Annotated in this window: 11 protein-coding genes and 2 tRNA genes; 10 read left to right on the top strand and 3 right to left on the bottom strand. The window is 62.9% G+C overall.

Annotation, left to right across the window (positions count from 1 at the left end):
* Positions 1–23: 23 nt before the first annotated feature.
* Complete coding sequence (gene hisC / locus BH682_RS01650) at positions 24–1,100, bottom strand: histidinol-phosphate transaminase (protein ID WP_064073569.1); 1,077 nt, start codon at positions 1,098–1,100, stop codon at positions 24–26.
* A gap of 61 nt (positions 1,101–1,161) precedes the next feature.
* On the opposite strand from hisC, the gene BH682_RS01655 reads away from it, so the two are divergent.
* The 10 genes from BH682_RS01655 to BH682_RS01700 all read left to right on the top strand — a co-directional run bounded on the left by BH682_RS01655 (position 1,162) and on the right by BH682_RS01700 (position 9,119).
* Positions 1,162–1,881: a dienelactone hydrolase family protein gene (locus BH682_RS01655; RefSeq protein WP_075831852.1), complete on the top strand. Its 720-nt coding sequence runs from the start codon at positions 1,162–1,164 to the stop codon at positions 1,879–1,881.
* 96 nt (positions 1,882–1,977) lie between these two features.
* Positions 1,978–2,069, top strand: a tRNA-Ser gene (locus tag BH682_RS01660).
* A gap of 82 nt (positions 2,070–2,151) precedes the next feature.
* A tRNA-Arg gene (locus BH682_RS01665) sits at positions 2,152–2,224 on the top strand.
* Positions 2,225–2,270: 46 nt separating this feature from the next.
* Entirely contained in the window at positions 2,271–3,188 is a 918-nt protein-coding gene (locus tag BH682_RS01670; RefSeq protein WP_007731681.1) for a helix-turn-helix domain-containing protein, read from the top strand.
* Between the two features lie 156 nt (positions 3,189–3,344).
* Positions 3,345–4,379 carry an iron-siderophore ABC transporter substrate-binding protein gene (locus BH682_RS01675; RefSeq protein WP_030535759.1) on the top strand — a complete coding sequence of 345 codons (1,035 nt, stop codon included), beginning with the start codon at positions 3,345–3,347 and terminating at the stop codon, positions 4,377–4,379.
* On the top strand, positions 4,376–5,419 hold the full coding sequence (locus BH682_RS01680; RefSeq protein WP_075831854.1) for a FecCD family ABC transporter permease: 1,044 nt from the start codon (positions 4,376–4,378) through the stop codon (positions 5,417–5,419). The genes BH682_RS01675 and BH682_RS01680 overlap by 4 nt, the downstream gene beginning before the upstream one ends.
* Positions 5,416–6,468 carry a FecCD family ABC transporter permease gene (locus BH682_RS01685; RefSeq protein WP_003943885.1) on the top strand — a complete coding sequence of 351 codons (1,053 nt, stop codon included), beginning with the start codon at positions 5,416–5,418 and terminating at the stop codon, positions 6,466–6,468. Before BH682_RS01680 ends, BH682_RS01685 begins: the two co-directional genes overlap by 4 nt.
* Positions 6,465–7,280, top strand: a complete 816-nt coding sequence (locus BH682_RS01690) for an ABC transporter ATP-binding protein (RefSeq protein ID WP_075831856.1) — start codon at positions 6,465–6,467, stop codon at positions 7,278–7,280. Before BH682_RS01685 ends, BH682_RS01690 begins: the two co-directional genes overlap by 4 nt.
* Positions 7,277–7,906 (top strand): pyridoxamine 5'-phosphate oxidase family protein, encoded by a 630-nt coding sequence (locus tag BH682_RS01695; RefSeq protein ID WP_075831858.1) that lies wholly within the window; start codon positions 7,277–7,279, stop codon positions 7,904–7,906. Before BH682_RS01690 ends, BH682_RS01695 begins: the two co-directional genes overlap by 4 nt.
* A 34-nt stretch (positions 7,907–7,940) precedes the next feature.
* A complete protein-coding gene (locus BH682_RS01700; RefSeq protein WP_075831860.1) occupies positions 7,941–9,119 on the top strand; it encodes a cation:proton antiporter in 1,179 nt (392 codons plus the stop codon).
* 73 nt (positions 9,120–9,192) lie between these two features.
* Here BH682_RS01700 and BH682_RS01705 read toward each other — a convergent pair whose 3' ends face one another.
* Together BH682_RS01705 and BH682_RS01710 are read right to left on the bottom strand one after the other, a co-directional pair.
* Positions 9,193–10,395, bottom strand: coding sequence for a DUF6461 domain-containing protein (locus BH682_RS01705; RefSeq protein WP_075831862.1), 1,203 nt, complete (start codon positions 10,393–10,395; stop codon positions 9,193–9,195).
* 98 nt (positions 10,396–10,493) lie between these two features.
* Positions 10,494–11,738: an alpha/beta hydrolase family protein gene (locus BH682_RS01710; RefSeq protein WP_075831865.1), complete on the bottom strand. Its 1,245-nt coding sequence runs from the start codon at positions 11,736–11,738 to the stop codon at positions 10,494–10,496.
* Between the last annotated feature and the right edge of the window lie 78 nt (positions 11,739–11,816).

Consider the following 11,816-nt stretch of genomic DNA (forward strand, 5'->3'; position numbering starts at 1 on the left):
GCGTAACAGTTATGTATCGAGTGTCACGCGGTGACGCCGATGCCCGCGGCCTGCTTCGCGACGTCGGTGTCAGCGAAAGCGAGGAATGCGTCGTTCTCGTGTGGATCGCCGATGGTCATCCGGACGCCCTCGACGCCGTACTGGCGGATCAGAATGCCCGCTTCGGTACTCGCCTCGGCAAAAGCGGGAGAGAGTTCTCCGAGGGGGAGATAGACGAAGTTCGCCGACGACTCGGGGACGGTGTACCCGGCTTCGATCAGAGCGGTTCGAACTCGCGTCCGCTCGGCGATGACACCTTCGGTGCGGGCAAGCAGTTCGTCTGCTGCAGCCAGGGAAGCGATTGCGGCGGCCTGCGCAACAGCGCTCACGGTGAACGGGGTGTGCACCTTGCCGAGGGCCACGATGATCTCCGGATCCGCGACCGCGTAACCCACGCGGATTCCCGCGAGGCCGTACGCCTTCGAGAAGGTGCGCAGAACAACCACGTTGGGGCGGCTGCGGAACAGCTCGATGCCGTCGGCGTCCGAGCGTGAGTATTCGAAGTACGCCTCGTCGAGTGCGACGACGACGTGCGCCGGGACCGCGTCGAGGAAGCTCTCGAGCTCTGCCTTCGACAGTGCATTGCCGGTCGGGTTGTTGGGGTTGCATACGAAGATCAACCGCGTGCGATCCGTGATCGCGGCCAGCATCGCGTCGAGGTCGTGGCCGAAGTCCTCGGTCAGCGGAACCTTGACCGAGACGGCATGGCCGACCTGGGTGACCACGGGGTACGCCTCGAACGAACGCCACGCGTAGATGACCTCGTCACCCTGATCGCAGGTGATCTGCACGAGTTCCTGGCACAGCGTCACGGAGCCACAACCAGCGGCGACGTTGGCCGGCTCGACTTTCAGGAAGCTGGCCAGCGCCTCGATGAGTGCGACCGCGGCATTGTCCGGGTAGCGGTTGGCATTGGCGACCGCGTCGGCGACGGCGTCACGCACACCGGGCAACGGCCCTACTGTCGTTTCGTTGCTCGCCAGCTTGATCGCACCCGGAAAATTGCGTCCGGGAACGTAGGCGGGGATGGAGGCGAGGTCAGGGCGAATGTGTGCGGTCACGAGTCGATTATGCGCGCACTGATTTGGTGCGTAGCGGCCGTCTGCGTGTCAGAGTTAGAAGATGTCGGAAATCTTCCGAGCCACCGCGTATCTGCGCGGAGCCGAAGGGGAGGTCGCCACGGCTGTTCCGCTGACCGTGGTGGAGCCGGACGGCCCGACGAGGGGCGGGATCGTCGTCCTGCATGAAGCCCGGAAGTTCAGCCCGGCTCTGCTGAATCTGATGTGCGCGCTTGCCGGCGAAGGGTGGGTGAGCGTCGCACCTCACCTGTTTCACCGCGAACCCGAACACATGCAGGGTGAGGTGTTCGGTGACAACCTCTTCGCCGACTTCGACGCGACCCTCGATTGGCTCGTCGGACGCGAAGTTCTCGCAGACACCATCGGGGTGCTCGGATTCGACGACGCCGGTACCGCCGCGATGCGCGTGGCCACCAGCCGTCCGGTCGGCGCCGCGGTGAGCGTCGCCGCCCGGGGAATCGTCGAAGCCTTGTCGGTGGATGCTCAGGCGCTTGTCGACGCGGCCACTTCCCTGCAGGCGCCGTGGCTGGCGCTGTACGGCGAGGACGATCCCAGCACGCCTCGCGAACACGTGACTCTGCTCCGGGAAGCGACCGCGAAGGCCGACGTCGCGACACTGGTGGTCAGCTACGCCGGACTGGCTCACCGGGCGGACGAGCCGCCACAGCTGTCCGAGGACGCTGACCTCGACGACCCTGATTCGGCCTCGATCATCGAAGCTCAGACCCGGATCTTCGACTGGTTCGACAGCCACCTGCGGTAAGTCCACAAAACAGTCCGCTGACCACACGTTTTGCCTTTGGTGGCGAAGGGTGTGTAATCTTTCGATCCGGCGGTCCGAAAGGATCGGAACCCCCAGGGAGGCGTGCCAGAGCGGCCGAATGGGACTCACTGCTAATGAGTTGTCCCTTTTACGAGGGACCGGAGGTTCAAATCCTCTCGCCTCCGCCAAGCCGGTGATTTTGACCGGCGGGTTAGAAATGATAGAAATTACGACGGTAAGACACGCAAGACCAGCAAGACAACAGAACATGCGCCCGTAGCTCAACGGATAGAGCACTTGACTACGGATCAAGAGGTTAGGGGTTCGAATCCCTTCGGGCGCACAAGAAAGAAGGTCACAGACTTCAGGTCTGTGACCTTCTTTTTGTTGTGGTGCATACGCAATTCTTGAATGTGTGTGAGGTCACCTCGGCGATTTCGGGCGGTGATCCTCGCGATCGTGGGAACCGACAACCGATCCCCGCGACCTATGCTTTCTGCGGAGCAGCCACGCGAACCGAGGAGAACCCGTTGGAGACCGTCGACAGTCGGACGCTCCCGGTCTACTCGGCCGGGGCGGTCGAGGTGCCCTTTGTCATTGCGGGCATGGACGAACTTGTCTCCCGCGAGACCCGGTGGGATGCGCACTCGCACCCGACTCACGAATTGTTGTGGAACGAGCGGGGAGCGTCGAGCGCCACGGTGGGATCGCGCACGTGGACCATTACGCCGACCGTCGGTCTGTGGATGCCCGCCGGCGTCCTGCACTCGGCGATCGCGCCGGCCGGCACCTGGTATCGCGCCGCTCAGCTCGACATCGCATCGGTTCCTTCTCTGTCCGACGTGCCGGTGGCGATCGAGGTCACTCCGCTGCTGCGGAACCTCCTCGAGCGACTGGCAGACGAGTCACTCGGAGCTCCTTCGCGCTCGCTCACGGAGCAGATGGTGATCGACGTGCTGGCACCGTCGCCGAACGAGTTGCTGGTGCTGGTGCCGGACTCGCCACTTCTGCAACCCATCGTCGATGCGATCGGTGACGATCCGAGTGACATGCGAACGCTGTCCGACTGGGCAAGGCTCCTCGGTGTCAGCCCGCGAACCATCACCCGGGTATTTCGGTCGGAGACCGGGATGAGTTTCGGGCAGTGGGTCTCGGCTGTGCGCGCCCAACGAGCGGTGACCCTTCTTGCCCACGGCTTGGATCTACAAGAGGTTGCCGAGCGTGTGGGCTACCACTCGACCAGCGCATTTGGGGCGGCATTCCGGCGCACTACAGGCGCTACACCAGGGATGTTCCGGGCTAGCTGATCGGCCATCACACCTTGTCTCGATCGCTACACGGGGTGTCCCAAACACGCGATTGCGCCACATTGCCCTCCCGTATACGGTTTAGGCAAACCTCACCTAAGTGCCTGATTGAGCCGGGTTGAGGGCCGTACCCCTTCTCGAGAGAGTTCTGTTTTCATGCGTTCAAAACGCTTCTTGGCGGTGGCCGCAGCAGCGGTCGCAGTCGCCCTCGGCATGACAGCTTGCAGTTCCGACTCCTCGGAGACCGCCGACGGCGGCAGCGCCGGAAGCGGATCCAGCTCCTTCCCTGTCACGATCGAGCACGCTTTCGGAACTACGACGATCGACGCCAAGCCGGAGCGAGTTGCCACCGTTGCCTGGGCCAATCACGAAGTGCCCCTTGCTCTCGGCGTGGTTCCCGTCGGAATGGCAGCGGCGACTTTCGGTGACGACAACGGCAACGGAATGCTGCCGTGGGTCGAGGAAAAGCTCGACGACCTTGGCGCGAAGCCGCCGGTGCTCTTCGACGAGACCGACGGCATCGACTTCGAAGCCGTCTCCGATACGAACCCTGATGTCATTCTTGCCGCATACTCCGGATTGACGCAGGAGGACTACGACACTCTCAGTGAGATCGCTCCGGTCGTGGCATACCCCGAGGGGCCGTGGGCGACGTCGTGGCGTGACGTCATCAAGTTCAACAGCATGGGCCTCGGCATGGAATCCGAAGGGCAGGAACTGATCTCCACCATCGAGAAGGAGATCGCCGACGAGGTTGCCGCGCATCCGCAGCTTGCAGGCAAGGCAACCATGTTCCTGACGCACGTCGACACCGCTGATCTGAGCCAGGTCAGCTTCTACACGGCGAACGACACGCGCGCCGCGTTCTTCGAGGACCTCGGACTTTCGACGCCGAAGAGCGTTGCCGACGCCTCGACGGGTGGTGAGTTCTCGAAGAAGGTCAGTGCGGAGCGTGTGGACGTCTTCGACGACGTCGAACTGATCGTCACCTACGGTGACCAGGCACTTGTCGACGCACTCAAGGCTGACCCGCTGCTCTCGCAGATGCCTGCCGTCGCCAACAACGCGATCGTGTTCCTCAATGGAACCGGGCCGATGGGAACGGCGGCCAACCCGACTCCACTCGCAATTTCGTGGGTACTCGGCGACTACGTCGATCTGCTCGCCGGGGCCGCTGGAAAGTCGGAGTGACTGTAACCTCGCAGGATTCGACGTCGGGCGCTCGCGATACGCGGCGCCCGACGTTCGGCAATTCGCTGTGGCTGATCGCCCTTCTCGTTGTCCTCGCGGTGCTCATGTGCGCCTCGATCGTCATCGGCTCTCGTGAGGTCGACTGGTCCGATATCGTTGCCGCACTAGGCGGTTCAACGGACAACATCGGTCAGGGTGCGATTGCCAAGCGCATTCCGCGGACGGTGCTCGCGATAATCGTGGGAGCTGCGCTCGGTCTTGCCGGCGCAGTGATGCAGGGGATCACCCGAAACCCTTTGGCGGATCCCGGAATCCTGGGCGTCAACATGGGCGCTTCGCTCGCCGTGGTGATCGGAATGGCATGGTTCGGACTGTGGACCCAGACCAGCATGATCTGGGTGGCCGTACTCGGTGCAGCCGGGGCGGCGTTGTTCGTCTACGTGGTCGGGTCATTCGGGCGAGGTGGAGCCACCCCACTCAAGTTGGCTCTCGCCGGGGCCGCAACATCGGCTGCGTTTGCTTCGTTCATCACTGCGATCATGCTGCCGCGAAACGATATTGCGGGCAACATTCGTTCGTGGCAGATCGGCGGCGTCGGTGGCGCGAGTTTCGAGGTGATCCGGCAGGGTCTGCCTTTCCTCATTGTCGGCTTCGTGATCTGTCTGCTGTCAGCGCGCAGTCTCAACTCTCTTGCGCTCGGCGACGAGGTTGCGTCAGGTCTCGGCGAACGCGTCGCGGTGGTTCGTGCAGTGGCAGCGCTCGGTGCAGTGTTGCTCTGCGGTGCAGCCACTGCCATTGCCGGACCGATCGGCTTCGTCGGTTTGGTTGTCCCGCATCTGTGCCGCCTGCTGATCGGTATCGACAACCGTTGGCTACTACCGTTTTCTGCGCTGACAGGTGCCGGCCTTCTCGTCGCCGCCGACATTCTCGGACGAATTGTCGCCCGGCCGAGCGAAATCGACGTCGGCATCATCACCGCGCTCATCGGAGCGCCCTTCTTCATCTATATCGTCCGCCGTCAGAAGATACGTGAGCTGTGACCACTACATTCGTTACTCCCGAAGTCGAGGTCGACGCAGTCGGAGCAAGCCGTATCCGACGAGGTAGACGCCGCCGCATCGTGATTGCCGTGCTGACGGTCCTCGCCGTCGCCTCTTTCGCGGTCACTCTGATGGTGGGAAAAACCTTCTACCCGCCGTCAGATGTGCTTCGCGTCGTGCTGGGGGAGAACGTGCCTGGTGCCTCGTTCACCGTCGGTCGCCTCCGTCTGCCTCGCGCTGTCCTCGCTGTGGTCGCCGGAATCTGTTTCGGCTTGGGCGGCATCACGTTCCAGACGATGCTGCGCAACCCGCTCGCGAGCCCCGACATCATCGGAATCAGCTCCGGCGCAAGCGCTGCAGCGGCTTTCGCGATCATCTCGCTTTCACTCGGCGGTTCACAGGTATCGGTTTTTGCTATCGCCGTCGGTCTGGGCGTCGCAGTCTTGATCTACGTTCTGTCTTTCCGGGACGGTGTGGCGGGCACTCGGCTCATACTGATCGGTATCGGCATCGCCGCGATGCTCGACAGCGTCACCGCCTACCTTCTCAGTACCGCCGCCGCATGGGATCTGCAGGAGACGATGCGTTGGCTCACCGGCAGTCTCAACGGTGCCAACTGGGGTTCGACGGTTCCCGTACTCCTGGCGCTGGTTGTCCTCGGACCGGTGCTGCTGAGCCAATCGCGCAACCTTTCGACCAGCCAGCTCGGTGACGACGCAGCACAAGCGCTCGGCGTCAGAGTGGAACGAACGCGCATTCTGACGATCATTGCGGCCGTCGGACTCATCGCCTTTGCCACTGCCGCTGCGGGGCCCATCGCCTTCGTCGCATTTCTGTCAGGGCCCATCGCCGCCCGCATCGTCGGTCCGGGAACATCACTTTTGATTCCGTCGGCGCTGGTCGGAGCGCTGCTGGTGCTCGTCGCCGATTTCTGCGGACAGTACGCCTTCGGCACCCGCTACCCCGTTGGCGTGGTGACCGGTGCGCTGGGAGCGCCGTATCTTGTCTACCTCATCATTCGCTCCAACCGAACGGGAGGTTCGCTGTGACCGAATCCCACTCTCTGACTGTCGAAAACCTCGAACTCGGTTACGGAGGACGGACCGTCGTCGAATCGCTCGACCTCGCGGTGCCGCCGGGAAAGATCACGACCATCGTGGGCGCCAACGCGTGCGGCAAATCGACACTGCTGCGGTCGATGTCGCGGCTACTCAGTCCCCGAAGCGGTCATGTTCTGTTGGACGGCAAGGATGTTCATCGCCTGCCTGCGAAGAAGCTCGCTCGCACGCTCGGTCTGCTGCCGCAGTCACCGATCGCACCGGAAGGGATAGTTGTCGCCGATCTCGTCGGCCGTGGTCGTCATCCACATCAGCGGGTGCTGTCGAGGTGGAGCCGCGAGGATGACGCAGCCGTCGCCGAGGCGCTTGCGGCCACGGACACAACCGGATTGGCCGAGCGATCGGTGGACGAGCTTTCCGGTGGTCAGCGCCAACGTGTGTGGATTGCGATGGCGCTCGCCCAACAAACCGATCTGCTTCTACTCGACGAGCCGACCACCTTCTTGGACGTGAGCCACCAGGTTGAGGTCTTGGACCTGCTCACCGACCTGAACCGGACTCGGGGTACAACGATTGTCATGGTTCTGCACGATCTCAATCTCGCCGCCCGCTACGCCGACTACCTCGTCGCCATGGCCGATCGCCGGGTCTACGCGGCGGGTGATCCTGCCGAGGTGCTCACGAGCGACAACGTCCGCACCGTGTTCGGTCTCGAGAGCCGAATCATCCCCGACCCCATGTCGGGTAAGCCGTTGGTGTTGCCGCTCGGGCGCCACCACGTGCTCGACGACGTGTCGACGTGACGGCGTCGAACGCCCCGGGCGGGCGGATCGAATCCGTGGAACAACTCAATGCGATTCTCGGACAGCCCCATCCGACGATCATGGAGAAGCAGACCGCTCACACGACTCCGTTGATCCGTGAATTCATCGAGCAGGCACGGTTTTTTGTGCTCGCGACATCCGATGCGGCCGGAAATTGCGACTGCTCGCCGCGTGGAGACCTGGTCAGTCAGGTTCTGTTTCCCGACGAGAAGACGCTCGTGCTCCCGGATCGTCCGGGCAACCGGCGCGCTGACTCGTACCGGAACATGATCGAGAATCCTCACGTGGGGATCCTCTTTCTCGCGCCCGGGCACGACGAGATCGTGCGCGTCAACGGCACGGCGACTCTGTCCACCGATCCTGATCTGTTGGATTCGATGGCGATGAACGGCAAGCCTGCACAGCTTGCGGTGATCGTGCAGATCGACGAGGCGTATCTGCATTGCGCGAGAGCAATTTTGCGGGCGAAGCTGTGGGATCCGTCGACGTGGCCCGCATCCGATGAGGTGCCGAGTCTGCGCGACATGATGGCGGAGCAACACAGCCTGCGCGTCGAGGACCTCGCACCCGCCAGACAAGAGGCGTACCGCAAGTACCTGTACTGAGCGCAGATCCGTCACCTATGTCCGATAATGATCCGTGCCTTCAATTGCCTCATCGCTGTTCTGGATTGCGCTGATCGCGGCCATTGCGCCGATAGTCGCGGGCCTGATCCCGCGTCGACTGGTTCCCGAAGTGGTGTTGCTACTGGTCGCGGGCGCAGTGGTCGGGCCGTTCGCCCTCAACATCGCAGCTGACAGCGAAGCGGTCGGCATCCTGCGCGAACTCGGCCTCGGCATGCTGTTCCTGCTCGCCGGCTACGAGATCGACCGACAGGAACTCAGTGGGCGCGGCGGACGTCGAGCGCTCTACACGTGGCTGTTCTGCCTCGCGCTGGCGTTCACGGTGGTCGCGCTGCTTGGCATGAGGAACGTGATCTCCGCCGAAGCCGCTGTTGCCATCGCGATGACGTCGACCGCTCTGGGCACGCTGCTGCCGATCCTCAAGGACAACAAACTCCTCGACACACGCTTGGGTAAGACCGTCCTCAACCACGGGGCCGTCGGCGAGCTCGGGCCGGTCGTCGCGATGGCGGTGCTGCTGAGTGCCCGTGGTGCCGTACTGTCGCTGATCGTTCTTGCCGTCTTCGCCTTGATCGCTGTCATCGTTGCGGTGCTGCCCGGCAAGCTGATTCACGAAGGCTCGTGGACACATCGCCTGGTGCGGGCAGGGGCGGACACGACGGCGCAGACGACGGTCCGCCTCACCGTTCTGTTGTTGGTCAGCCTCGGAGTGCTGTCGGCCGTGTTCTCACTCGACGTCATTCTCGGTGCATTTGCGGCCGGCTTCATCCTGCGGCGATTGATGCCAGAGGGCGACGAGCGCCTCGAGATCAAGCTCGACGGGATCGCCTTCGGGTTCCTCATCCCGATTTTCTTCATCACTTCAGGCATGGCGATCGACGTCTCGGCGGTCGCCGCCAGTCCCGGCATACTGACTGCGTTTTTGATCCTGATCGTTGTCGTCCGGGGCGTGCCGGTGTTCTTCGTGACCAAGTTCGAGAAGGTCGAACCACCCTTCACCACGCGCGAAAGTGCGCAAGTCGCGTTGTACGGGGCTACCGGCCTGCCCATGATCGTGGCGGTCACGGGCGCGGCCGTCGACGCGCATCAGATGTCCTCGGACAACGCGTCGATTCTTGTCGCGGCCGGGGCGATCACGGTTCTGCTGTTGCCGATGATTGCCACTCTGTTGTCGAAGAAAGAGAAAGTGTCCTGATTCAGAGATCCAACTGCTCGTCGAGCCAGTCGAACATCCGCTGATCCGTCAGACGCTTCGCTTGCTTCGATTATCAGGGGCCGGAGAAAAAGCCGTCGTCGACGTCGATACCGGTTTCCAGCGCCGATATCTCATGGCTGCCCGTTCGGTCCGCCCACCGCAAAGGGATCCCGGTTTCCGCGTCGAACGCCACCGTGGCATCACGGCCGGCCCAATCCGGTGGCATCGCGAATTCCCACGCTCTCCGCCCGTCGACCTCTACTTCCCGCCCTGTCGTGTCGGGTGGGCGTAGGTCGGCGAAAGGTGTGTACGGCCAGGTTCTGTGTATCTGGAGAAGTTGTTCGATATGGATGTCGAGACTGTATCCGCCGTTTCGTCGTTCGAGGACCCCGTCGGTGCGGAACCACGTCTGCTTCTGTCGGTTCTGCAGAAACAGCACTCCCTGCTCGTCTTCGAGACGGATGCAGGTGCGCGGCTTGAACCAGAATTCGAGTCGCACGGAGGGACGACCGCCGGGGGGTCGCCCGCGGAACATCACCCCATGTAGCGGAATCCGTTCCGCCGCTTTGTAACGTCGCGCTACCTCGCTCCACGCAGCGGGCGACTTTCGCGGAGAAGCCTCAGATGGCACATCTGCCGAGGGGGACTGTCCTGACTTGGGGACAACGGCCACCATAAATTGGCCTTCCACGAATAGCGAGGCGGGGACTGCGACGCCGGTGATCTGCTCGGCGAGAGCAAAGGCGCCCTCCAACGCATGCTCACCTGCATAGCCTTGGGCGTCATCGTCGATTCCGATTCCGCCGACATCGAGAATCAAATCCACCATCCGATCGTCCCCGACCACCGGGCTGGATCCGAAGAGTTCGAATTCAGCCACGCGTGTGCCGTTCGACCACCAGATGAACTGGCTGTCGGCATTGACGCTGAGATAGTGCGAAGCCACCTCGCGATCGGATAGAAGGGGCCGCATCAATTCTTCCGAGATAGCGAAGGAACCGCCGTTGATCTGCATCAACAGTGTGCTGTCGTCGCCCACCGCCGCGACTGCGACTACCTGCCCAGCCCCGGCTGTCTCGGGCTGTTCAGTGAGATCGGACATCACCTCGCCGAGTTCGGCGATCCCGATTGCCTCCGATTGTGTGTTCTCGTCGGCGCCGAGGGTACTCAACACCTGTGCGGGAGTGGACCGAGGGATGAGTGCAGCGCAGTACCCGAGAGACAGGCTCGTGTTGAGGTACTGCTGAATCCACACATAGTCGTGATAGGTAGGCACACTCGCACGCTTCCACAGATTGATACCCGACGAATGCCGAACTCCATCGAGCGCACAGCAAATACGCCATCATTCGATCGTTGATTCGAGGGCCTGATTCAGAGATCCAACTGCTCGTCGAGCCAGTCGAACATCCGCTGATCCGTCAGACGCCTCGCCATGGGCTGGCAGTGGAAGTTCGCGCCCTCGGCAGCGGTGAAGGGAACCACCGACGTCGGTCCGCCGGATAGGGCGGCAAGCCGCTTGGATTGACCGGGCCAGAATTGCTCGCCTTCCGGATCGGTGATGAGCAGGGGAGTGGAGATCGAGCCGGCGACGTGTTCGAGGTGGTACTTCCGAACCTCGGCGAGAGTGTTGTAGTAGCCGTCGGCGAGATACGGACGCGCTCGGAAACGCCAGATCCGGGCGCTGTCCTTCGAGAATTTCATCCCCAGCCCTATCGCCATGTCGCGGTCGAAGGCCTCCGACTTCCCCTCGTCGAGCAGCTTCTGCATGTTCTTGGGGATATGGGCGAGCCACGACGCGGCCACGTCCACGACCCCCGGATCGGCGATCGCTGCCGCGATCCGATGCTCGAACGCCAACGACTGGGGCACCCAGTACCCGCCCTGACTGATCCCGTACATCGCCAGCTTCGACGCATCGACGTCCGGCCGGTCCACGAGATAGTCGACGACGGGCGTGATGACGGCTTCCCAGTCGTGACGGAACGGGATGTTGCGCTCGAAGAGCATCGACTGCTGACCGGGACCGTCGAACATCAACACGTTGTAGCCCCGCTCGAGCGCCCCGGCACCGCCGCTGCCCCACAGCCCGCTGATCGGGCCGTCGCTACCGTTCACCATGATCAAAGTCGGCCGTCGCACGTCCCCGGGCGGCCGGAAGAAGTACCCGGGCAGGTAGGTGTCCTCGTAAGGGATCCGGACGCGTTCGACGGGCTGGGCGGTGGTGTCGACGAAGCGGTCCCACGCCTGTCGGTGACGTTTGAAAGTGGGGACCAGAACCGAATCGTCGCTGAGACCGTCGACGGCGTTGATCGCCACACCGAAGTACGACGCCGCCCGCAGGTACGCGTTGGACGCGCTTCGCGAATGCCCGGCCTCGGCTGCCTCATCGGCCTGCCCGAATACCCGTGTGCCGAGGTCGAACCAGGCCTCGTACCAGCCTTCGAGGTCCTTCTCGCCGACGTGAGCGATGGCCGAGAGCACTTCGCCGGTATCTGCCGCGCCGAAGGTGGCTTGCCCGAGAACGACTCGTAGCTCGAAGTCGAAGGACTCGTTGCGATAGAAACCAGCAGTGAACGCCTGGTGCGGATGGGCGAATAACGACGACGCGAGAGACATGGGCACACCTTCGCTAGTTCGGGGCAGCCATTTTCAGTTGTAGTTCCAGGATCGCCCGAATCGCTTGCCGGAAAACCT

The sequence above is a fragment of the Rhodococcus sp. YL-1 genome (assembly GCF_001942025.1).
Classification (GTDB): domain Bacteria; phylum Actinomycetota; class Actinomycetes; order Mycobacteriales; family Mycobacteriaceae; genus Rhodococcus_F; species Rhodococcus_F qingshengii.

Excerpts from the sequence above, each read along its gene's own strand:
- BH682_RS01655 (WP_075831852.1), top strand. The coding sequence starts at position 1,162 with ATGTCGGAAATCTTCCGAGCCACCGCGTATCTGCGCGGAGCCGAAGGG.
- BH682_RS01675 (WP_030535759.1), top strand. The coding sequence starts at position 3,345 with ATGCGTTCAAAACGCTTCTTGGCGGTGGCCGCAGCAGCGGTCGCAGTC.
- BH682_RS01710 (WP_075831865.1), bottom strand. The coding sequence starts at position 11,738 with ATGTCTCTCGCGTCGTCGTTATTCGCCCATCCGCACCAGGCGTTCACT.